The following is a 22,906-nucleotide window of genomic DNA, read 5'->3' on the forward strand; positions in this document are numbered from 1 at the left end:
TGGGAGTGGGGGCGGCGGGGAGGGCGGCGGCGGCCGTGAGGAGGGCGGGGAGCATCCGGGTCGCGTGCTCGGCGTAGCCCCGGGGGGACGGGTGGACGCCGTCGGGGCCGAGGAGGTGGTCGGCCCGGTCGCGGAACTCGGGGCCCGAGGAGGCGGCCACCGGGATTCCGGCGCGTTCGGCGGCACGGGTCTGGCGGCGGGCCAGGCGGTGGGAGCGGGGGGCGCCGAGGAGGCGGGCTTGGACGCGGAACCCCGGGGCGTGTCCGGGGTCGGGGCAGGGGACGACGACCGGGTGCCAGCCGGTGTCACGGAGCCGCTGGAGCACCAGGGCGAACCGGCGGGCGGCGCGGCCGAGCGGGAGCGGGAGGAGTACGTCGTTGCCGCCGACGATCAGCACCGCGATGCCGGGCCGGATCCGGTCCGCCCGGCCGACCTGGTGCCGCAGGGCCGCCGTGGTGGCGCCGACCCTGGCGAGGACCCGCAGGTCGACGGGGCGGTCGAGGCGCTCGCCGAGGGCCTGCGCGAGACGGGCGCCGAGGGTCTCCTCGGGCCGGCCGGCGCCGAAGCTCCGGGCGAGCGAGTCGCCGAGCATCAGCAGGGTGAGCGGCCGGGGGTCGGCGGGTTCGGCCGGGCCGTAGCGGCCGTCGGCGGGCGGGACGGTCCAGTCGGCGGGCGGGCGGCTCATCACCAGCCGCTGGTAGAGGCGGGCGGCGGTGAGCCGGGCCCGGACGAGCGGTCGGCGGGTGGCGGGGGTGGGCATGGCGGACTCCGGGGGCGGGACTGCGGCGGGGCTTCGGTGGGACGGGGGCGGGGCTGCGGCGGGACGGGGGCGGCGGCTCAGGCGGCGGCTCAGGCGGCGGTGAGCACGACGGCCGCGTTCTGCCCGCCGAAGCCGCTGGAGACCGAGACGGCGGCGTCCAGGGCGAGCCGTCTCGGCACCTTGGCGACCACGTCGAGCCCGAGGGACTCGTCGGGCCGTTCCAGGTTGGCGGTGGGCGGGACCAGTCCGTACTGGAGGGAGAGCACGGTGACCGCCGCCTCGATCGCCCCGGCGCCGCCCATGGTGTGGCCGATCGCGCCCTTGACCGAGGTGACCGGGGGCGGCCGGTGGAAGACCCCGCGCAGGGCCGCCGCCTCGGCCGTGTCGTTCAGCCGGGTGCCGGTGCCGTGCGCGTTGACGTGCCCGATGTCGTGCGGGGCGAGCCCGGCGTCGGCGAGGGCCGCCCGGATCGCCCGGGCCAGGCCGTCACCCCCGGGGTGCGGGGCGGTGAAGTGGTGGGCGTCGGCGGTGGAGCCGTGGCCCGCCAGGTACGCGCGCGGCCGGACGCCGCGCGCCCGGGCGTGCGCGACCCGTTCCAGCACCAGGACGCCCGCGCCCTCGCCGAGCACGAAGCCGTCCCGGTCCGCGTCGAAGGGGCGGGAGGCGCCGGCCGGGTCGTGGCACCGCCGGGAGAGCGCGCCGATCCGGTCGAAGGCGGTGGCCACCATCGGCGCGCGGGGGCAGTCGGTGCCGCCGGCGAGAACGAGGTCGCAGGTGCCGGCCCTGAGCAGGTCGCAGGCGACGGTGATGGCGGTGGTACCGGAGGCGCAGGCGGTGCTGGTGACCAGGTTGGGCCCGCGGGCACCGAGGTCGAGGCCGACCTCACCGGCCGCCATGTTCGGGATGGACCGGGGCAGCATCAGCGGGGAGATCAGGTCGGGCCGGCCGTCGGCGAGCCGGGCGTACTCGGTCTCGTAGCTGAGGGCGCTGTTGGCGCTCACCCCGAGGACGACGCCGACCCGGGCGGAGTCCCAGGCCGACGGGTCGAGCCCGGCGTCGGCGACGGCCTCGCGGGCGGCCAGGACGGCGAGCTGGGCGAAGCGGTCGAGCCTGCGGACCAGCCGGCCGCCGAGCAGCTCGACCGCTTCGAAGCCCTCGGCCGGGCAGGAGAAGTCGACGGCCAGGCCCGCGAGCCGGGGGTCGGTGCGGGCGGTGGACGTGCCGTCGAGCAGCCGGGCCCAGCTCGCCGCGACGCCGAACCCGGCGGGGGTGACCAGGCCGAGCCCGGTCACGGCGACCGCCCGGGAGGGTGCCACTCGGGGGCCGCCGGTGCTGTGGGTGCCGCCGGTGCTGTGGGCGCCGCCGGTTCGGTGGGTGCTCAACTGACGGCGCTCGACGCCAGGGTGGTGCTCGCGGCGGGGACGGGGACGGGGGCGGGCGCCGCGGCCCGGACGGCGTCCGCGTGGGCGGCCAGGTCGCCGAGGGTGGACTCGGGGCGGATGTCGCTGACGGTCGCGCCGGTCCGCTCCTCGACCAGCAGGGACAGTTCGACCAGGGCGAGGCTGTCCAGCTCCAGCGAGGCGAGCGTGGCCCCGGGCTCGACCCGGTCGGCCGGAACGTCGAACTCGGTGACCAGGCAGTCGCGCAGGACGGAGAAGGTGTCGGACACGGGGGTTCCTCTCGGGACGGGGGACGGGGTGACGGTGTGACGGGGAGTGGGGTCGGCTCCGGCGGTCGGCCGGGTCCGGTGTTCAGTCCGGTCCGGGCGCCGCCGGGGCCGACCGGTCGGGCGCCGCCGACGGTTCGCGGCCGGGCAGCCGGAACCAGGCGAGCAGGACCGCCGACGCGGCGACCGCCCCGCCGACCAGGGCGGCGGCGTTCAGACCGTCGGTGAACGCGGCCCGGTCACCCGGTGCGGCGCCGTCCGCGGCCGTGGCGAGCACGGAGCCGAGCACCGCCACGCCGAGGGTCGAACCGACCTGCCGAGTGGCGTCGTTGAGGGCCGAGCCGACCCCGGCCATGGCCAACGGCACCGCGCTCATCACGAGTTCGGTGGCGACCGGCGCGAGCAGGCCCGCGCCGAGCCCGGCCGCCGCCTCGAAGAGCAGCACCGGGGCGTCCCCCGAACCCGCGTCCAGCAGGCCGAGTCGGACGAAGCCGGCGGCGATCAGCAGCTGACCGGCGGCCACCGGCACCCGGGCTCCGGCGTGCCGGGCCACCACCGGCCCCAGCACGGCGCCGACGGCCAGCCCCAGCGAGAGCGGCACCATCCGCAGCCCGGCCTGCCAGGCCGAGAGGCCGCGCACCTGCTGGAGGTGGAGCGTGAGCAGGAACATCGCACCGAACATCGCGAAGGACATCAGCGCCAGGCTGACCGTGGCCGGCCAGACCGGCCCGCCGCGCAGCATCCGGAGCGGCACCATGGGCGCGGCGCAGCGGAGTTGGCGCCACAGGAAGAGGGCGGTCAGCCCGGCGGAGGCGGCGAACGCCGCGAGCACCGCGGCACTGGCCCAGCCCCGGGCCGGTGCCTCGATGACACCCCAGACCAGGGTGAGCAGGGCGGCGCAGGACAGCGGTGCGCCGAGCCGGTCCAGCGGGCGGGCCTCGGGGTCACGGGACTCGGGGACGACCGGGGTGACCGCCAGGATCACGGCCACCACGGGGACGTTCAGCCAGAACGCGGCCTGCCACCCGTGCCGTTCGACCAGCCAGCCGCCGACCACCGGGCCGAACAGCGCGCCGACACCGGCCACCGCCGCCCAGACGCCGATCGCCCGCCGCCGGTCCTCCGGCGCGTCCAGCACGTGGACGACGGTGGAGAGCGTGGCCGGCATGAAGAACGCCGCGCCGAGGCCCATCGCGCAGCGGGCGGCGACGAGTCGGCCGGGGGTGTCACCGAGCGCGCCGGCCACCGAGGCGAGCGCGCAGAGCGCGAGTCCGGCGGCGAACGCGCGGCGCCGCCCGTACCGGTCGCCGAGGGCGCCCGCGGCGAGGACGCAGCCGCCGAGGGCGAGCGCGTAGCCGTCGACGATCCACTGGGTCTCGGCGAGGGTGGGGCCGAGCTCGGCGCGCAGACCGGGGACCGCCACGTTGAGCACGGTGAAGTCGAGTCCGAGCAGGAAGAGCGCGGCGCAGACGACCCCCACCGCGGCCCACGCCCGCCGCCTGCCCACCGGTCCGGGGACGGCGGGGGTCAGGGCGGCGGCGGTCGGGACGGCGGCGGTCGGCGTGGCGGGAACGGCGGGGGCGGAAGGAGCGGAAGGGGCGGCGGGGGGACGCATCCGGACCGGCCCTCAGCCCGTCGGCCGGAGCGGCTCGTCGCGCCGCCGGAACCCGATCCGGTAGAGCGTGGCCGCGCCGCGCAGGAAGGTGACCTCGCAGGCCCGCAGATACCGGCGGTAGCGGCGGTAGCCGTCCGGTCCGACGAGCCGCTCGGCCTCCGCGCGGGCCCGCAGCAGCCGGGCGGACCAGGCGCCCAGGGTGCGGGCGTAGTCCTCGGCGGAGGCCCGGACGAGGGTGACGGCGAAGTAGGGGTCGCTCGCGAGCACGATCTCGCCCAGCCGGGGCAGCACCGCGCCGGGGAAGACCTCGGCCGCGACGAAGGCGCCGACCGGGCCGTCACCCCCGGTCACGCCGTCGTAGGCGATGGTCTGCAGCGACATCCGGGCACCGGGCCGCAGCCAGCCGTGGCAGCGCTCGAAATAGGCGCGGTAGGCGGCGAGCCGGGCGGCGGCGTCCATGTCGGCGGTGGCGAAGTGCTCGAAGGCGCCGACCGAGACGATGCCGTCGTACGGGCGCTCGGGCCGGTGGGCGTCCCAGCTCTCCAGCCGGACGTCGGCGCCGGGCAGTCCGAGCGACCGGACGTGGGCGTGCTGGGCCCGGGACAGGGTGAGCCCGGTGGCCTCGGCGGCCCGGCCGGTGCGGACGGCGTGGGCGAGCAGACCGCCCCAGCCGCAGCCGACGTCGAGCAGGCGCAGCCCGGTCCCGGGGGCGGCGCCGGCCAGGTCGAGGTGGAGGTCGAGCTTGGCCCGCTGGGCGCGGGGCAGGGCCGAGGTGTCGGGCTCGGCGGGGTCGATGCCGTCCCAGACGGCGGCGGAGTAGCTGAGCGTCTCGTCGAGCCACAGCGCGTAGAAGTCGTTGCCGAAGTCGTAGTGGAACTCGATGTCGGCGGCGCTGGTGCCGACGGTCTCGGTACCGTCGGCGCTGGGGCCGACGCTGTCGGCGGTGCCGTCGATGGTGGTGGTCATGCCTCTCCTGTCCGGGCGGCGGGGAACGCGGGTCGGTCGCGGGTCAGTCGCGGGTCGGCGCGGGTGCCGGTCGCGGGTCGGCGCGGGTCAGTCGCGGGCGGCGCGGGCGTCGAGCGCCCGCGCGCGGCGTTCGACGAACCGGGCGGCGCGGGCGTCGAGCCGGGCGAGGTGCTCGGCGAGCCGGTCGCGGGCCCGCTCGCCGTCCGGGCCCAGCCCGGTCAGCTCGAAGACCCGCAGGGAGCGGAGCAGCGGGGCGAGCACCTCGTCGTGGTGGACCCGCGGGTCGTAGACGCCGGCGACGGCGATCTCGGCGGCGAGGGCGGCGAAGCCGGGCATGCCCTGGCCGGGCATCGCGAACGCGCGGACCGTGGCGTCGAGCCGGACGAGCACCTCGTCCGGGTCCAGCTCCAGCGCGGCGCGCAGCAGTTCGCGGTAGAAGACCATGTGCAGGTTCTCGTCCTGGGCGACCCGGGCGAGCAGCCGGTCGCAGACCGGGTCGCCGCTGAGCCGGCCGGTGTTGCGGTGGCTGACCCGGGTGGCCAGCTCCTGCACGGCGGCGTAGGCCACCAGGCCGAGCACGCCGTCCGGCCGGGGGAGGGTGCCGGTGGCGATCTGGGCCGCCCGGGCGCGCTCCAGGGCCACCGGGTCGACGGCGCGGGTGGCGTGCAGATAGGCGCGGATGGCGGCGGCGTGCCGGTCCTCCTCCGCCGTCCAGTGGTGCAGCCAGGCACCCCAGGCGCCGTCGCGGGAGGTCTGCGCGCCGATGGTCCAGTGGTAGCCGGGAAGGTTGTCCTCGGTGAGCAGGTTGACCACCAGGGCGGAGCGGATCGCGGGGGCGAGCGCGGACTGCTCCGGCTGCCAGGGCTCGCCGCCGAGCGGTCCGTCGAAGTCCCGGCCGAGGCTCCACGGCACGTACTGGTGCGGGAACCACTCGCGCGCCGCACTTATATGACGGGCCATCAATTCAGCGGCGACGGGCTCCAGTTCCGAAAGCCAGTGGACGGCTCGGGCCGCGATGATCTTCACGGGTGCCGATCGTGGCGCAGGCGCACAGGAGCGCGCAAACCGGGCTCACCCGGTCGAGTGAGCCCCCGGCTCCAGGTTCACGCCGGAGGCGGAGCGCGCGGGCGGCCCGAGCGCCGAGCGCGCGGGCGGAACCGGAGGCCGAGCGCGCGGGCGACGAGGGCCTCAGGCCGGCGGCAGTCCGGCGGCCACGGCGAGCACCCCCGCCGCCCCGGCGGCCAGCAGGGCGGGCACCACGCCCCGCCGGGCGAGCACCAGCCAGAGCAGGGCCCCGGCCAGCACGCCCCACTGCCAGCCGTACCCGAGCGAGGCGGCCAGCGGCAGCACCGATCCGGCGATGGCGCCGGTCACGGCCGGTCCGGCCCCGGTGAGAAAGTCCTGCACCCGCCGGTCGGCCCGGAGCCGGTCGAAGTACCGGCCGCCGAGGAGCACGAAGAGGAAGGACGGCGCGAAGGCGACCGCCGCCGCGAGCAGGCCGCCGCCGAGCCCGGCGGCCGCGTAGCCGACCGCCGCGACGGTGTGCACCACCGGCCCCGGGGTGACCTGGCCGAGGGCGACGGCGTTGAGGAACTGTCCGTCGGTCATCCAGTGGTAGCGGTTGACCGCGTCGTCCCGCATCAGCGGGATGATCACGAACCCTCCCCCGTAGGAGAGCGCGCCCACCTTGAACGCCACCCAGGCCACCGCACCGAGCACACCGAGGCCGCCCAGAGCCAGCGGCCCGGTGGCGAGCGGCAGCACGGCCCGCCCGCCCGATCCGCCCCCTCCCCGGTTCTCCGGGGCCTCCGGGTCCTCCGGGCTCTCCGGGTCCTCCCGGCTCCCCCGGTCGCTCGGGGCGCTCGGGACACCCGGAACGCTCCGGTCGCTGCGGACGGCGATCTCGGCCAGTCCGGCGGCGATCAGCACCAGCACCAGCCAGGGACCGGTCAGCACCGCCGCCACCGCCCCGGCCAGCGCGTACCCGGCCCAGCGGACGCGGGCGGCCCGGGTCCGGCCCATCCGGCCGAGGCCGGCCGGGACGAGCGTGGTGGCCGCCTGCACCGCGACCGCCGGCACGGCCGCCCCGGCGCCGGCCGCCGCGCCGAGCACCCACAGCGGCGGGTCGCCGGCCAGGAACAGCGCCGCCAGCGCCAGGATCAGCACGAGCCCGGGCCCGATGAAGCAGACCCCGCCGACCAGCGCACCGGGCGCGCCCCGCAGCCGCCACGCGGTCAGGACGGCGAGCTGGGTGGAGGCCGGGCCGGGCAGCAGATTCGTCGCCGCGATGCCGTCCTCGAACTCCTCGGGGGTCAGCCACCGCCGCCGCTCCACGCAGAGCCGGCGCAGCAGCAGGATGTGCGCGGGCGGCCCTCCGAAGCCGGTGATCCCGATCCGGCCCCACTCCCGGGCGATCGTGCCGAGGCCGACCACCCGTTCGGCCCCCGCGGTGCGTCCGTCCGGCTCCATGCGCTTCTCCCCTGGTCAACAGCGGCGCGACGATACCCCACGAGGGTTACGGCCCGGCCATGGCAGCGGCAATGACAACGGTCTCCAATGCAGCCTTTGGATCTTCGTTCGATGTGCGGTTCACTTCGGGTGCGGGGCCGTCACGGACGTCGCCCCTTGCCCCCACGCGTTCATGGGCTCCAGGAGAGGACTTCGATGGCCGGCCACGAGCACTCCCAGCATGATCATGAGCATGACCACAAGCACGGCGGCCGGGGCGGCCACGGCGGCCATTCGCACGGCGTGGCCGCCGACGCCGACCGCCGGTGGCTGCTGAGCGCGCTGGCGCTGATCGTGGTGTTCATGGCCGGTGAGGTGGTGGTCGGCTTCGCCGCCCAGTCGCTGGCGCTGATCTCGGACGCCGCCCACATGCTCACCGACGCCGCCTCGATCGTGCTGGCGCTGATCGCCATGCGGCTCGCCGCCCGCCCCGCGCGCGGCGGTTACACCTACGGGCTCAAGCGCGCCGAGATCCTGTCCGCGCAGGCCAACGGCGTCACCCTGCTGATCCTGTCGGCCTGGCTCGGCTACGAGGCGGTCACCCGGCTGCTCGAACCGCCGGAGGTGACCGGCTCGCTGGTCCTGATCACCGCGCTGGTCGGGATCGTGGTGAACGTGGCCGCCGCCTGGTGCATGTCCAAGGCCAACCGCAGCTCGCTGAACGTCGAGGGTGCCTTCCAGCACGTCCTCACCGACCTGTACGCGTTCATCGCCACCGCCGTGGCCGGCCTGATCGTGGTGACCACCGGCTTCGCCCAGGCCGACTCGATCGCCTCGCTGATCGTGGTCGCACTGATGCTGAAGGCGGGTATCGGCCTGGTCCGCGACTCCGGACGGATCTTCCTGGAGGCCGCGCCCGCGGGGATCGACCCGGACGCGGTGGCCGACCGGCTGGTGGACCAGCCGCTGGTCGAGGAGATCCACGATCTGCACATCTGGGAGATCACCTCCGGGCAGCCGGCGCTCTCCGCCCACATCCTGGTCACCCCGGGCGGCGACTGCCACGCCGTGCGGCGCGAACTCCAGGGCCGGCTGTCGGGCGAGTACGGGATCACCCACAGCACCCTCCAGGTCGACCACGTCGGGGAGGACGAGGCCGGCGCGCTGCTGCAGATCACCAGCCCGGGCGACCTCTCACCGGAGCACTGCGCCGACGCCCACGGCCCCGTCCACCGCGCCGGCCCGCACAAGCACTGACCGCGCCGGCCCCACGCAAGCACCGAGGCCCGTCCCTGTCCGCCCGGTACGGCATGATCGGAGGCGTGACCGCACCCCGTCTGATGCTGCTCGACTCCGCCAGCCTGTACTTCCGGGCCTACTTCGGCGTACCGGACACCCTGCGCTCGCCGCAGGGTGAGCCGGTCAACGCCGTCCGGGGCCTGCTGGACTTCATCGCCCGGCTGGTCCACGACCACCGGCCCGACCAGCTGGTCGCCTGCATGGACGCCGCCTGGCGGCCGCAGTGGCGGGTGGACCTCATCCCCTCCTACAAGACCCACCGGGTCGCCGAGGCCGCCGAGGACGGCGCGGAGGAAGTGCCGGACACCCTCGCCCCGCAGGTCCCGGTGATCGAACAGGTGCTGGACGCGCTCGGCATCGCCCGGATCGGCTCCGCCGACTACGAGGCGGACGACGTGATCGGCACCCTGACCGCGCGGGCCACCGGGCCAGTGCAGATCGTCACCGGCGACCGGGACCTGTTCCAACTGGTCGACGACGCCCGGGCGGTCACCGTGCTCTATCCCGTCAAGGGCATGGGCAACCTCCAGGTCACCGACGACGCGCTGCTCCGGGAGAAGTACGGCGTGGGCGGCGCCCAGTACGCCGACCTGGCCGCCCTGCGCGGCGACCCCAGCGACGGCCTGCCCGGCGTCAAGGGCGTCGGCGAGAAGACCGCCGCCCAGCTGATCCACGAGTACGGCGACCTCGCCGGCATCCGCGCCGCCGCCCAGGACATCGGCTCCGCGCTCACCCCGGCCCGGCGCCGCAACATCCTGGAGGCCGCGGCCTACCTGGACGTGGCGCCGAAGGTGGTCCGGGTCGCCGAGGACGCCCCGCTGCCCCCGTTCGACCCGGCCCTCCCCCGCGAGCCCCTCGACCCGATGACCCTGGAGCACCTCGCCACCCGCTGGGGCCTCGGCACCTCCCTGGACCGCCTCCTGGAGAGCCTGGCCGCCCGCTGACCCCCACCCCTCGCCCGCTTCCGGGCCCGTCGCACCGCGCGGCGGGCCCTTTGCTCTGCCATGCCGTGAGCTCCCGCCCCCGCGCCGGAGGTCGACCCGTCCGACTTCTCGCGCGCGCCGGGTCTGAAATGATCATGGCGGACCCGCCGGAGAACCTGGCGGCCGTCACCATCCGGGACCGGGGGGGCACACACCGCCATGCTGGACACCTTCGAACAGGCGGCCCGGGCGGCCGGCTTCGCGCTCGACGACGCGCAGCGGGCCGCCGCCGCCCGACTCGCCCGACTGGGCGCCGAGGTCACCGGACGCCGGCGCTTCTTCGCCGGACCGCCGCCGCGCGGCCTCTACGTCTGGGGGCCGGTCGGGCGGGGCAAGAGCTGGCTGACCGAGGTGTTCTACGAGGCCCTCCCCCTCCCCCGCAAGCGGCGCGTGCACTTCCACGAGTTCTTCCGGGAGTTCCACGCGGTGTACGCGCGCCACCGCCGGGAGCGCGACGCCTGCGACCTCGCCGTGGCGGAACTGCTCGGCGACTGCCGGCTGCTGTTCTTCGACGAGTTCCACGTACACGACCCGGGCGACGCCATGATGATGGGCCGGGTCCTCGGCTCGCTGTCCGACCGCGGAACCACCCTGGTGGCGACGTCCAACTACCCGCCGGCCGGCCTGCTGCCGAACCCGGTCCACCACCACATGTTCGAGCCGACCATCCAGCTCCTCGAAGCCTCGCTCGACATCGTCGAGGTCGCCGGACCGCGCGACTACCGCACCGGCCGCCTCTCCGGGGGCGCCCGTTCACGCTTCGGGACCGGCCGCTACCTCTGCCCCGGCACCCCGCGGCAGCTCCGCGAGGCCGGGCTCGAACCGCCGCCGGACGGCGAGCGCCGGCAGCTCGACATCGGCGGCCGCACCGTCACCGCCCGGGCCGTGCGCGACGGGCTGGTCTGGTTCGACTTCCACGAGCTGTGCGGCGCACGCACCTCCACCATCGACTTCCTGACCCTCGCCGACCGCTACGACACCTGGGTGCTCGCCGGCCTGCCGCGGCTGTCCTTGGCCGACCGCGACAGCGCCCAGCGTTTCGCCAACCTCGTCGACGTCCTGCACGACCGCGACGCCCGGCTCCACCTCGTCGCCGCGACCCCACTGGCCGACGCCCTGGGCGGCGACTCGCTCCCCTTGGACATCAACCGCACCCTCAGCCGCCTCCGACTCCTCGACCGGTCCTGAGAAGCCACGACGCCGACGGCCCCCGCGCGGGGCGGGGGCCGTCGGCGTCGAGGAGCGCGGGGCGGGTCAGCCGACGGAGGAGTAGGCGATGATGCCGCGGCGGAGGCCGTCGACGGCCTTGCGGGCCGTGCGGCGGAGTTCGACGTCCTCACCGGCGGCGTCCTGGATCTGGCCCAGGACGTCGATCAGCTGCTTGGTCCAGCGGACGAAGTCGCCGGCCGGCATGTCGGCGTCGCGCAGGACGGAGTCCAGCGAGTGGCCGAGCGCCCAGCGGTAGGCGACCCAGGCGAAGCCGAGGTCGGGCTCGCGCTGGCCGACGCCCTCGGCGGTGTTGATCCGGTGCTGCTCCTCCAGCGCGTCCAGGTGGCCCCAGATCCGGACCATCTCGCCGAGCGCCGCCTGCGCCGCCCCCTCCGGGACCCGGGGGGCGGTGGCGTCGTCCGACTGGCGGGCCTCGTAGACCAGCGCCGAGGCGCAGGCCGCGAGTTCGGCGGCGGCCAGGTCGCGCCACACGCCCTCGCGGATGCACTCGGAGGCGAGCAGGTCGAGTTCGCCGTAGAGGCGGCCGAGCCGCTTGCCGTCCTCGGTGACGGTGTCGCCGCTGAGGTAGCCGAGGTCGGTGAGCAGCCCGCAGACCCGGTCGAAGGTGCGCGCGATGGTGTGGGTGCGGGAGCGCATCCGGCGCTCCAGCAGCTCGGTGTCGCGGTGCAGCCGGTGGTAGCGCTCGGACCAGCGGGCGTGGTCCTCGCGCTCGTCGCAGCCGTGGCAGGGGTGCTGGCGCAGGACGGCGCGCAGCCGGGTGATCTCCGCGTCGTCGGCGGCGGCGGCCCGGCCGCGCCGGAACCGATCGGGCTCCAGATGGCCGGCCTTGGTGCGCAGCGCCGAGGCGAGGTCGCGCCGGGACTGCGGGCTGCGCGGGTTGAAGGACTTGGGGATGCGCAGCCGGTCGACCGCGGTCACCGGGTGCGGGAAGTCGATCATCGCGAGCCGCTTGACCTGGCGCTCGGCGGTGAGCACCACCGGGCGCGGCCCGTCCTGGTAGTCGGGGTGGCGGGGGCCGCCGCGCGGCGAGCGCCGGTCCGGCGGCAGGCCCGGGTCGAGGACGAGGGCGAGGCCGGCGAACTTCCCGGTGGGGACGTGGATGACGTCGCCGGGCTTGAGCTGCTCGATGGACTCGACGGCGGCGGCGCGGCGCTGGCTGCTGCCCTCGCGGGCGAGCTCGTTCTCCCGGTCCTTGAGCTGCCGGCGCAGCGCCATGTACTCGTCGAAGTCGCCGAGGTGGCAGGTCATGGACTCGCGGTAGCCCTCCAGCCCCTCCTCGTTGCGCTGGACCTGGCGGGCGATGCCGACCACCGAGCGGTCGGCCTGGAACTGCGCGAAGGACGTCTCCAGGAGTTCCCGCGAACGGTGCCGACCGAACTGGGAGACCAGGTTGACGGCCATGTTGTAGGACGGCCGGAACGAGGACTTGAGCGGGTAGGTGCGGGTGCCGGCGAGGCCGGCCAGCGCCTCCGGGTCGAGGCCGCGCTGCCAGAGCACCACGGCGTGGCCCTCGATGTCGATGCCGCGCCGCCCGGCCCGGCCGGTGAGCTGGGTGTACTCGCCGGGGGTGATGTCGGCGTGGGTCTCGCCGTTCCACTTGACGAGCTTCTCCATGACCACGGAGCGGGCGGGCATGTTGATGCCCAGGGCCAGGGTCTCGGTCGCGAAGACGGCCTTGACCAGGCCCTTCACGAACAGCTCCTCGACCACTTCCTTGAACCGGGGCAGCATGCCGGCGTGGTGGGCGGCGATGCCGCGCTCCAGGCCGTCCAGCCACTCGAAGTAGCCGAGGACGTGGAGGTCCTCGTCGGGGATGTCGGCGCAGCGCTCCTGGACGAAGGCGCGGACGAGGGCGCGGTCGCCGTCCTTGTTCAGCCGCAGGCCGGAGGAGAGGCACTGCTGGACGGCGGCCTCGCAGCCGGCCCGGCTGAAGATGAAGGTGATCGCGGGCAGCAGGCCCTCGGCGTCGAGGCGGTCGATGACGTCGACCCGGCCCGGGGTCCAGACCTTGCCGGGGCGGCCGTTGGGCATGGAGCGGCCCCGGCCCCGGCCGAACCGGTCGCGCGGGTTGCGGTCCAGTTCGCTGCGGGCGAGGCGGACCAGTTCGGGATTGACGGCCTTGGCGGGGTTGCGCGGGCCGCTCTTGGGGCGGCCGTCGCGGTCGGGGCTGGCGAACAGGTCGTACATCCGGTTGCCGGCCATCACGTGCTGCCAGAGCGGGACCGGCCGGTGCTCGGAGACGATCACCCGGGTGCCGCCGCGGACGGTGTCCAGCCAGTCGCCGAACTCCTCGGCGTTGGACACGGTCGCGGAGAGCGAGACCAGGGTGACGGACTCGGGGAGGTGGATGATGACCTCCTCCCAGACCGCGCCGCGGAAGCGGTCGGCGAGGTAGTGGACCTCGTCCATGACCACGTAGCCGAGGCCGTCGAGGGTGCTGGAGCCCGCGTAGAGCATGTTGCGGAGCACCTCGGTGGTCATCACCACCACCGGGGCGTCGCCGTTGACGCTGTTGTCGCCGGTGAGCAGGCCGACCTTGGCGGCGCCGTAGCGCTTGACGAGGTCGCCGTACTTCTGGTTCGACAGTGCCTTGATCGGCGTGGTGTAGAAGCACTTGCGCCCACCGCGCAGGGCGAGGTGGACGGCGAACTCGCCGACGATGGTCTTGCCGGATCCGGTGGGAGCGGCGACCAGGACGCCCTCGCCCGCCTCCAGGGCGCGGCAGGCCTCCAGCTGGAAGTCGTCCAGCGGGAAGTCGTACAGCTCCTGGAAGCCGTGCAGGGCGGTGGCCCGCTCCTCGGCCCGGCGGCGGGAGGCCGCGAAGGCCTCGGCGGGGCTCAGCTCCCGGTCGTCGGAGGGCTCGGGCTCAGGGGTGTTCATCGCCGTCCGGGGGTCGTTGGTGTGATCTCGCATCTCAGCCAGAGGTTACCCGGCGGGACCGACATCGATAGCACCGTTTTTCCCGGACAATGCATCGGATCTCTCTCACATCCATAGTTGCAAATGTCTTCAAGCAGTCACCCGGCGACCATCTTCGAACGACTCCGGTCATCCACGCTGCCGAGCCCGGAGTTCTCCCTACATTCGGTGCCACATCCCGGTGGCACCCACCGGGCCCGCGGGAGGAGCGCACGATGGCGAATCTGGAGACCTCGCTCAAGGAGGCCATGGCGATCGAGGGCGCGATCGGCGTGGCCCTGGTCGACTACGGCAGCGGCATGGCGCTCGGGAGCCTCGGCGACAGCACCGAGCTCGACCTGCACGTCGCCGCCGCCGGGAACACCGACGTGGTGCGGGCCAAGATGCGGGCGATGGAGATGCTCAACCTCCACGACAACGAGATCGAGGACATCCTGGTCAGCCTCACCAGCCAGTACCACCTGCTGCGGCCGCTGACCACGCAGAGCGGGCGCGGGCTGTTCCTGTTCCTGGCACTCAACCGCTCCCGCGCCAACCTCGCGATGGCCCGCCACCAGTTGAAGCGGATCGAGGTCTCGCTGGAGATCTGACGGCCCGGACCCGCCCGACCCGACGACCGCGCCGCGACCTGCGCCGGGGCCAGGGCCGGAGCCGGGGCCGGGGCCGGGAGGGACGCGCCGGGAGGACGGCGGGGGACGTACGAAGGGACGCACCAGGGAGGGAGCGCCGTGGCGGTCGCGCTGTACCGGGCCAAGGCCGAGTTCTTCCGGATGCTCGGCCACCCCGTCCGGATCCGGGTCCTGGAGCTGCTGCAGGCCGGACCGACGCCCGTCCGCGACCTGCTGGCGGAGCTGGAGATCGAACCGTCCAGCCTCTCCCAGCAGCTCGCGGTGCTGCGCCGGTCCGGCATCGTCACCGCCACCCGGGAGGGCAGCACGGTGGTGTACGCGCTGGCCGGCGGGGACGTCGCCGACCTGCTCCGGGCGGCGCGGCGGATCCTCACCGGGCTCATCTCGGAGCAGCACGCGCTGCTGGCCGAGCTCCGCGCCGCCGGGGACGTCCCCGCCGCGGACGTTCCCGCCGGGGACGTCCCCGGGGGCGGCTGACCCGGGGACGGGCGACCCGGGGACGGCCGGCTAGCGCAGCAGCTCCGCCAGCCCGTCCGCCAGCACCCGGTACTCCGGCGCCCGGTTGTACAGCTGCCCGCACAGCCGCAGCACCCCACCGCCCGCCCACGGCCGCGCCACCGTCCGCACGGCATACCGCCGCCACATCCGCGCCATCAGCTCCTGCGCCTGCGGGAGCGTCTCGGCGACACCGGGCGGCAGCCGCAGCGCGCGCATCGACAGCCCGGCCGAGGACGGCAGCGCGGCCAGTCCGACCCGCTCGGCGACGACCGCGGCGCCGTGAGCGGTGAGCCGCTCGTTGTGGTCGCGCACCAGCCCGGGCCCCAGCCCGTCCAGCAGGTCGATCCCGGCCGGGGCGGCCAGCCAGGGCGTGTAGTCCAGCGTGCCGCGCCATTCGACGGCGGCCGGATAGCCCTGGTGGTCCTCCCAGGAGAGGATCAGCGGCCGGATCTTCCCGGTCCACTCCGGGCGGACCACCAGCACGCCGGTGGCGCGCGGGGCGAACGCCCACTTGTGCAGGTTGCCGAACCAGAAGTCGGCCTCCGCCGGAACCGGCCCGGCCAGCATGCCCGGCTCGTGCGCGGCGTCCACCACGGTGGTCACCCCGCGCCCGCGCAGCTCCCGGAGCAGGTCGGGGGTGGCGACCCGGCGGGCGGTGGGCGAGGTGATGCCGTCCAGGACGGCGAGCGTGGTGCGGCCGGTGACCTCCGCCAGCACGGCCTCGCGGACGGCGTCCCCGTCCGGGAGGTCCAGCGGCAGCCGGACGGTGCGCAGTTCGGCGCCCAGCTCCTCGGCGCGCCGCCGGACGGCCTCGGTGACCGTGCCGTAGCCGTGGTCGGTGACCAGGACGTGGTCCCCGGCCGCGAGCGGGACGTTGGCCAGGGCGACGGCGATCGCGTCGGTCACGTTGGGGACGAGCGCGAGCAGCTCCGGCCGGGTGCCGAGGGCGTCGGCGAGCCGGGCCCGGGCCGCCGCGACCCGGGCGGGCAGGTCGGCGAAGAAGCCGTCCGGATCGGCCTCCTGCTCCTCGTACAGCCGCCGCTGCAGCTGCTGGACCGGGACCGGGACGGCGCCGAAGGAGCCGTGGTTGAGGTGGACCACCGCCGGGTCCAGCGTGAACAGCCGTTCGGTCCCGGCCAGCGGCTCGGGGGCTTCGACGGTGGGCGCGGTCTCGGTCACTGCGTTCCTCCTGGAGGGGTGTCGGGCCCGGGATCCGGGGTCGGCGCCCGGGGCGTTCTGTTACCCAGATCACGTGATGTGTGACATTTCACATGTCGGCCTACTGGTGGCGAGCCCGTTCCACGGCGACCATCGGGCGGTGACCATCACCGACTCCTACCTCTCCCTCAGCGCCCGGACCGGCCGCTTCAGCTTCGGTGCCCCGCGAGCGATCTCGCTCAACGAGGACGGTACCCGCCTGCTGCTGCTGCGCTCCAGCGGTCCCGAGGACCGGTTCGACCGGCTCCACCTCCTCGACCTCGCCACCGGTGCCGAGCGGGAGATCGCCGATCCGACCGCCCTGGCCCCCGGCCGCACCGGCTCCACCGCCGACCTGCCCGACGTCGAGCGCCGGCTGCGCGAGCGGTCCCGGCTCACCGCCGCCGGTATCGGCACCTTCGGCGCCACCCCCGACCTCGCCGTCGCCGTCTTCGCCCTCGACGGCCGGCTCTTCCGCACCGAGACCGCGACCGGCCGCACCACCGAACTCGCCGCCGCCGGCCCCGTCTTCGACCCCCGCCCGGACGCGACCGGCGAGCGCGTCGCCTACGTCGCCGACGACGCCCTGTACGTCACCGCCCCGGCCGGCGGGGCCGACCGGCGCCTCAGCCCGGACGACGGCGCCCGCTGGGGCGTCGCCGAGTTCGCCGCCGCCGAGGAGCTGGGCCGCCACCGGGGCCACTGGTGGCGCCCCGACGGCGGCGCCGTGCTCGCCGCCCGGGTGGACGAGTCCGCCGTCCCGCCGCGGCACTTCGCCGACCCGGCGCACCCGGAGCGGGCCCCCGAGCGGTTCGCCTACCCGCAGGCCGGCGGCCCCAACGCGGAGGTCCGGCTCTGGGTGCTCGGCCTGGACGACACCCGGGTCGAACTCCGCTGGGACACCGAGACCTTCCCCTACCTGTGCGCCGCCCAGTGGGCCGGCCCGGAGGAGCTGCTGCTCACCGTCGCCGACCGGCTGCAGCAGAACGTGCTGCTGCTGAGCGCCGACCCGGCCACCGGCAGCACCACCGAACTCTCCCGCACCACCGACCAGTTCTGGGTGGACGACCTGCCCGGCACGCCGGACCGGCTGGCCGACGGCCGGCTGCTCACCGTCCTGGACACCCCCGAGGCCCGCGGCCTGGCCGTGGACGGCAAGCCGCTGGACACCACCGGCCTGCAGATCCGCCGGGTCGTCGGCCGGGTCGGCGACCGGCTGCTCTGCGAGACCGGCGAGGGCGACCCGTTCGACCAGCACGTCCACCTGGTCGACCCGGACGGCGGCGCGCCCGAGCGGCTCTCCGAGGGCCCCGGCGTGCACAGCGCGCTGGCCGCCGGCGACACCCTGCTGCTCACCTCGGCCGGCCCGGACGGTGTCCGCCGCGAGGCCCGCACCCCGCACGGCACCGTCACCCTGACCGACCTCTCCGCCCCACTGCCGTACCGGGTCGAGCCGCTGCTCGCCCGGGTCACCGAGCGCGGCCTGCCGAGCGCCGTGGTCTACCCGCGCGGGCACGTCCCGGGCCGGAAGCTGCCCGTGCTGCTCGACGTCTACGGCGGCCCCGGCTACCAGGCCGTGGCCAACGAACCGCGCCGCTGGCAGCTCAAGCAGTGGTGGGCCGACCAGGGCTTCGCGGTCGTCACCGTCGACAACGGCGGCACCCCGTTCGTCTCCCCCGCCTTCGTGCGGACCATCTTCCGCCGCTTCTCCCAGGTGGCACTGGACGACCAGGTCGACGCGCTGCGGGCGCTCGGCGAGACCCACCCCGACCTCGACCTCGACCGGGTCGGCGTACGCGGCTGGTCCTACGGCGGCTACCTCGGGGCGCTCGCCGTGCTGCGCCGCCCGGACGTCTTCCACGCGGCCTGCGCCGGCGCCCCGCCCACCGACTTCCGGCTGTACGACACCGCGTACACCGAGCGGTACCTCGGGCTGCCCCAGGAGAACCCGGACGGCTACGCGGCCGACTGCCTGGTGGACGACGCGGCCTCGCTCGATCGGCCGCTGCTGCTCATCCACGGCCTGGCGGACGACAACGTGCACCCCTCGCACACCCTGCTGCTCTCGCAGGCGCTCACCGGGGCGGGCCGGCCGCACAGCCTGCTGGCCCTGCCCGGAATCACCCACATGACCCCGGGCGGCGGGCACCACTCGTCGTGACACGGGCCGGGTGAGCCGACGCCCGGGCCTTCGGGGCTTCGGGCTTCGAGGCGTCCGGGCTCCCGCCCCGGGAAGCTCCGGGCCGCCCGCCACCGCACGCGGGCGGCCCGGCCGCATTCCCCCGCCGAGGGCCGCCCACACCTCCCGCCGTCCAATCCCTTCCATGTGACCCATGACATGTGAAATATTACCTGCGCTTGCCCGACCACCCACCGTCCGGAAAGGACAGGTCAGTTGCGCAGACTGTCCGCGGCGTTCGCGGCCGCGCTCACCACGAGCGCGATAGCGGTCACCCTGCTGGGTACCCCCGCCCAGGCCGCTCCCCCCACGCCCGCACCCACCATCTCCGCCGAGTCAGGCGACAGCGCCGAGGCCGGTGGCCTCGAGGCCCCGCCGGCGCCGCTCGCGCCCCAGGAGCGCGAGCGCCAGTCGCTGCGCACCAAGGCGCTGGAACAGCTCAACAAGGGCGCCGTGGCCAAGACCACGGACCGCCGGGCACCCGCCAAGGTGCGGATCGGCAACGACTACGTCCAGCTCGCGCAGCAGCGCAAGGACAAGGTCTTCGTGATCCTCGCCCAGTTCGGCGACCAGGTGGACAACACCACGCTGTACAACGGCCAGCCGCGCTACGCGGGGACTCCGGGCCCGGCCCACAACGCCATCCCGAAGCCCGGCAAGAGCGACAACCACACGCTCTGGAACCAGGACTTCAACCAGCAGTACTACCAGAAGATGTTCTTCGACGACTCGCCCGGCGCGGTCTCGATGCGCAACTTCTACCGCACCCAGTCGTCCGGCCGGTACGACATCGAGGGCACGGTCAGCAACTGGGTCACCGTGCCGTGGAACGAGGCCCGCTACGGCTCCAACAAGGGCCCGCAGGGCTCCGGCGCGTGGACCCAGGGCCAGGAGTTCATCCGGGACGCCGTCAAGGCCTGGTACGACGGCGAGATCGCCAAGGGCCGCACGGCCGCGGACGTCAAGGCCGAGCTGGCCCAGTACGACGTCTACGACCGCTACGACCACGACAAGGACGGCGAGTTCAGCCAGCCCGACGGCTACCTGGACAACGTCATCGTCGTGCACGCGGGCGCCGACGAGACCTGGGGCGGCGGCGCGCAGGGCGCCGACGCACTGTGGGCGCACCGCAGCTGGACCTTCCCGGACCCGACCGGCCAGACCGGCCCGGTCGGCAACAGGATCGGCGGCGCTCCGGTCGGCGACACCGGCCTGTACGTCTACGACTACGTCCAGGCGGGCGAGAACAGCGGCGTCGGCCTGTTCTCCCACGAGTTCGGCCACAACCTCGGCCTGCCGGACCTGTACAGCACCAGCGGCGGCGACAACAGCGTCAACTTCTGGTCGCTGATGTCCTCCGCCTCGTACCTGGGCAAGGGCAGGAACACCACCGGCGCCTACCCCGGCGACCTGGACGCCTGGAGCAAGCTGCAGTTCGGCTGGCTCAACTACGACGAGGCGCAGGCGGCCACCCGCTCCAGCCACGCGCTCGGCGTCAGCGGCTACAACACCGACCAGGCGCAGGCCGTCCTGGTCCACCTGCCGGACGGCACCACCAGCACCGACCTCGCCGACCCGCGCGAGGGTGCCAAGCAGTGGTGGAGCGACACCGGCGACAACCTGGACAACGCGCTGGCCCGCGACGTCGACCTCGGCGGGGTGACCGGCCCGGCCGCCCTCGACGCGGCGGTCTGGTACGACATCGAGCAGGACTACGACTTCCTGACCGCCGAGGCCTCCACCGACGGCGGCAAGACCTGGACCGCCCTGCCCGGCACCGTCGACGGCACCCCGATCGGCAACACCAGCTCCAACGTCCCGGGCCTGAGCGGCACCTCCGGCGCGTACCGGCAGCTGCACATCCCGCTGGACGCCTACGCCGGCCGGCAGGTCCGGCTGCGGCTGCACGTCACCTCCGACGGCAACACCCACGGCAAGGGCGTCCTGGTCGACGCGGTGAAGATCACCGCCGGTGCCGCCACGCTGTTCACCGACGGCGCCGAGAACGGCGTCAACGGCTGGACCGCCACCGGCTTCACGGTCATCACCGGCCGTACCGCGGTCAAGCAGCACCCGCGCGCCTACCTGGTGGAGAACCGGCGCTACGCCGGCTACGGCGAGTTCCTGAAGACCGGCCCGTACAGCTTCGGCTACACCGGGGTGGACGGCAAGAAGGACATCGTCGACAACTACCCGTACCAGGAGGGCGTGCTCGTCTGGCTCTGGGACACCGGCTACGGCGACAACAACACCAAGGACCACCCCGGCGGCGGCCTGATCCTGCCGGTCGACGCCCACCCGGCGCCGATCCGCTTCGCCGACGGCACCCTGGTCAACGGCCGGGCGCAGACCTTCGACGCGACCTTCTCGCTCAAGCCGACCACCGGCTTCACGCTGCACAAGGCCGGCGTCCCGGTCAGGATCGGCTCGGAGAAGGCCGTCCCGGCCTTCAACGACCGCACCGGTGTCTACAGCGACCCGGCCACCCCGCAGCTCGGGGTGAAGGTCCCGGACACCAACACCAAGATCGAGGTCGTCCGCGAGTCCCAGGGCGGGCGGATCACCACCGTCCGGGTGGGCCCCGCGTCCTGACCCCGCCGCCCGGATCCGGCCGCGCACACCCCGCGCGGCCGGGCCCGGCGACCCGAACCCCGGTGTCCTGAGCACCGGGCCTCCCCGTGGAAGACAGGTCCCACGGACAGGCAGACCGCCCCGGTCCTCCCAACAGGAGGGCCGGGGCGGTCTCGTCTCCCGCGCCGCTCGGACGGGGGCGCCGCTCGCACGGGGCGCCGCTCGCACAGGGGCTCCGCTCGGACGGCGGCGCGGCCCTCCGCGCCCGCTCAGCCCCCGGCGCGCGCCCGCCGCAGGCTCAGCGCGGCGGTGGCGGTGCCGAACACGGTGAGGGCGCCGAGCCCGAAGACCATGTAGCGGGCGCCGTCCAGCGTGGAGTCCCCGCCGAAGCTCACCAGCGTCCCGGCCAGCGCCGAACTCACCGTGAACGCGATCAGCTGGGTGGTGTTGAGGCCCGCGGCCGCCTTGGCGCCCTCCACCTCGTCGTCGGTGCTGCGCATCGCCGTGACGCTCAGGTGCGGGAAGGCCGCCCCGATACCGGTCCCGCCGACCACCAGCACCACCGCCCACAGCAGCACCCGGCCGCCGGAGGCCTGCGAGGTCTGCAATAGGCCGTAGGCCAGCAGGCCGGCCGTGAGCACCGCCGGGCCGACCCGGATCGCCAGCGAACGGGCCCGGTCCGAGCGCAGGTTGACGCTGAACAGCTGCGCCGAGGTCCAGCCGACCGACACCGTCGCGCCGAGGAAGCCGGCCGCCAGCGGGCTCAGCCCGCCCAGCTCCTGGCCGAACAGCGGGATGAAGGTCTCGGTCATCACACCGGTGCAGTACACCGCGACGGTCAGGTAGATCCACTTCAGGTGGTTGCCGCGACGGTAGGTCAGCTTCGGCAGCACGGTCGCCGACCCGCGGCGCTCCACCAGCAGGAAGCCCGCCAGCAGCACCAGGCCGAGCACGATGCACAGCGCCGTCGCCCAGCCCCGCGGCACGGTGGAGCTGATGCTGAAGGCGCCCGCCGCGAGCGTCAGCAGCAGCAGCGAGGGCAGCGGCAGCGGTTCGGCGGTGCGTGCGGACCGGGTCGGGCCGGGCAGCGAGCGGCGGGCCAGCACGGCCAGCACCAGGGCGGCGACCGTGAGCAGGACGTAGGAGCCGCGCCAGGCGTCGAGTTCGGCGAAGAGCCCGCCGAGCGAGGGTCCGACCAGCGTGCCCACGCCCCACATCGCCGACACCAGGCCGGCCGCTCGGGTCCACAGCCGTTCCGGCAGCGCGGTGCGGATCACCGCGTAGCCGAGCCCGGCCATCAGCCCGCCGCCCAGGCCCTGGACGATCCGTCCGACGATCAGCGTCTCCATCGACGGGCTGGCCGCGGTCAGCCCGGCGCCGGCGGCGAACACCAGGAACCCGGTCAGGTAGGAGCGCGACGGCCCGAGCCGGGCGAGCAGCCGGCTGACCAGCATCGCGGCGGTCACCGCGGCGATCAGGAAGCCGGTCGCCACCCAGGCGTAGAAGCGGGCGCCGCCGATGTCCTCGACGATCGAGGGGAGCAGGGCGGCGGTGAAGTAGAGGTTCATCGCGTAGAGCGCGACACCGCCGGCCATGATCGAGGCCTGGGCGGCGTACTGCTTGGAGAAGAGGTCCCCCCAGCCGCCGGAGGGCGCCCCCGACTCTGCTGCGGGAGCGCGGTCTCCCTGGCCGGGCGGGCTCGAGGCGGTCTGGACGCGCGGGGTTTCGGTCACGGGGAACACGCTAGGAGTTCAAGTGAACTTCAAGTCAAGCGCCCGCCCGTGCCCGCCCGCACCCCGCGTCCGCACCCCGGGGAACGGCGAAAGGGCCCGCCGACGGCGGGCCCTGGGGGCGGACGCGGACGCCGCCCCGGGAACGGCGAAAGGGCCCGCCGGGTCCGACGACCCGGTCGGACCCGGCGAGCCCCGCCCGTCCGGTGGAAGTCC

General features: G+C 74.9%; 17 protein-coding genes. 7 read left to right on the forward strand and 10 right to left on the reverse strand.

Going from position 1 to position 22,906, the window contains the following annotated elements; genetic code table 11:
• The 7 genes from SM793_RS28450 to SM793_RS28480 form a co-directional block, all read right to left on the reverse strand.
• Positions 1–760: SGNH/GDSL hydrolase family protein (locus tag SM793_RS28450; protein WP_320441162.1), on the reverse strand; the 760-nt coding region annotated here is incomplete at its 3' end.
• An 89-nt stretch (positions 761–849) separates the two neighbouring features.
• Positions 850–2,076, reverse strand: a complete 1,227-nt coding sequence (locus tag SM793_RS28455) for a beta-ketoacyl-[acyl-carrier-protein] synthase family protein (protein ID WP_413816054.1) — start codon at positions 2,074–2,076, stop codon at positions 850–852.
• A 62-nt stretch (positions 2,077–2,138) separates the two neighbouring features.
• The gene (locus tag SM793_RS28460; protein WP_320441164.1) at positions 2,139–2,429 is read right to left on the reverse strand and encodes an acyl carrier protein; all 291 of its coding nucleotides are present in this window, start codon (positions 2,427–2,429) and stop codon (positions 2,139–2,141) included.
• An 82-nt stretch (positions 2,430–2,511) separates the two neighbouring features.
• On the reverse strand, positions 2,512–4,041 hold the full coding sequence (locus SM793_RS28465; protein WP_320441165.1) for an MFS transporter: 1,530 nt from the start codon (positions 4,039–4,041) through the stop codon (positions 2,512–2,514).
• Positions 4,042–4,053: 12 nt separating this feature from the next.
• The gene (locus SM793_RS28470) at positions 4,054–5,007 is read right to left on the reverse strand and encodes a class I SAM-dependent methyltransferase (RefSeq protein WP_320441166.1); all 954 of its coding nucleotides are present in this window, start codon (positions 5,005–5,007) and stop codon (positions 4,054–4,056) included.
• An 87-nt stretch (positions 5,008–5,094) separates the two neighbouring features.
• Positions 5,095–6,033, reverse strand: a complete 939-nt coding sequence (locus SM793_RS28475; RefSeq protein WP_320441167.1) for an acyl-ACP desaturase — start codon at positions 6,031–6,033, stop codon at positions 5,095–5,097.
• 162 nt (positions 6,034–6,195) lie between these two features.
• Complete coding sequence (locus SM793_RS28480) at positions 6,196–7,476, reverse strand: chromate transporter (protein WP_320441168.1); 1,281 nt, start codon at positions 7,474–7,476, stop codon at positions 6,196–6,198.
• Positions 7,477–7,671: 195 nt separating this feature from the next.
• Here SM793_RS28480 and SM793_RS28485 point away from each other — a divergent pair, with 195 nt between their 5' ends.
• The 3 genes from SM793_RS28485 to zapE all read left to right on the forward strand — a co-directional run bounded on the left by SM793_RS28485 (position 7,672) and on the right by zapE (position 10,925).
• Complete coding sequence (locus SM793_RS28485) at positions 7,672–8,712, forward strand: cation diffusion facilitator family transporter (protein WP_320441169.1); 1,041 nt, start codon at positions 7,672–7,674, stop codon at positions 8,710–8,712.
• An 83-nt stretch (positions 8,713–8,795) separates the two neighbouring features.
• Entirely contained in the window at positions 8,796–9,698 is a 903-nt protein-coding gene (locus SM793_RS28490; protein ID WP_320441201.1) for a 5'-3' exonuclease, read from the forward strand.
• A 198-nt stretch (positions 9,699–9,896) separates the two neighbouring features.
• Positions 9,897–10,925, forward strand: a complete 1,029-nt coding sequence (gene zapE / locus SM793_RS28495; protein ID WP_320441170.1) for a cell division protein ZapE — start codon at positions 9,897–9,899, stop codon at positions 10,923–10,925.
• Positions 10,926–10,991: 66 nt separating this feature from the next.
• On the opposite strand, the gene SM793_RS28500 is transcribed toward zapE, so the two are convergent.
• Positions 10,992–13,847: a DEAD/DEAH box helicase gene (locus SM793_RS28500; RefSeq protein ID WP_320441202.1), complete on the reverse strand. Its 2,856-nt coding sequence runs from the start codon at positions 13,845–13,847 to the stop codon at positions 10,992–10,994.
• 254 nt (positions 13,848–14,101) lie between these two features.
• Between SM793_RS28500 and SM793_RS28505 the strand changes: the two genes are divergently transcribed.
• Positions 14,102–14,476: a hypothetical protein gene (locus tag SM793_RS28505; RefSeq protein WP_320441171.1), complete on the forward strand. Its 375-nt coding sequence runs from the start codon at positions 14,102–14,104 to the stop codon at positions 14,474–14,476.
• A gap of 138 nt (positions 14,477–14,614) precedes the next feature.
• Positions 14,615–14,992, forward strand: a complete 378-nt coding sequence (locus SM793_RS28510) for a metalloregulator ArsR/SmtB family transcription factor (protein ID WP_320441172.1) — start codon at positions 14,615–14,617, stop codon at positions 14,990–14,992.
• Between the two features lie 30 nt (positions 14,993–15,022).
• On the opposite strand, the gene SM793_RS28515 is transcribed toward SM793_RS28510, so the two are convergent.
• Positions 15,023–16,192, reverse strand: a complete 1,170-nt coding sequence (locus SM793_RS28515; RefSeq protein WP_320441173.1) for an aminotransferase class V-fold PLP-dependent enzyme — start codon at positions 16,190–16,192, stop codon at positions 15,023–15,025.
• A 139-nt stretch (positions 16,193–16,331) separates the two neighbouring features.
• On the opposite strand from SM793_RS28515, the gene SM793_RS28520 reads away from it, so the two are divergent.
• Positions 16,332–18,371: a S9 family peptidase gene (locus SM793_RS28520; RefSeq protein WP_320441174.1), complete on the forward strand. Its 2,040-nt coding sequence runs from the start codon at positions 16,332–16,334 to the stop codon at positions 18,369–18,371.
• Positions 18,372–18,605: 234 nt separating this feature from the next.
• Positions 18,606–20,981: an immune inhibitor A domain-containing protein gene (locus SM793_RS28525; protein ID WP_320441175.1), complete on the forward strand. Its 2,376-nt coding sequence runs from the start codon at positions 18,606–18,608 to the stop codon at positions 20,979–20,981.
• Between the two features lie 248 nt (positions 20,982–21,229).
• On the opposite strand, the gene SM793_RS28530 is transcribed toward SM793_RS28525, so the two are convergent.
• Positions 21,230–22,693, reverse strand: coding sequence for an MFS transporter (locus SM793_RS28530; protein WP_320441176.1), 1,464 nt, complete (start codon positions 22,691–22,693; stop codon positions 21,230–21,232).
• Positions 22,694–22,906: the final 213 nt, after the last annotated feature.

The organism is Kitasatospora purpeofusca (assembly GCF_034043715.1).
In the GTDB taxonomy this organism is placed as follows: domain Bacteria; phylum Actinomycetota; class Actinomycetes; order Streptomycetales; family Streptomycetaceae; genus Kitasatospora; species Kitasatospora purpeofusca_A.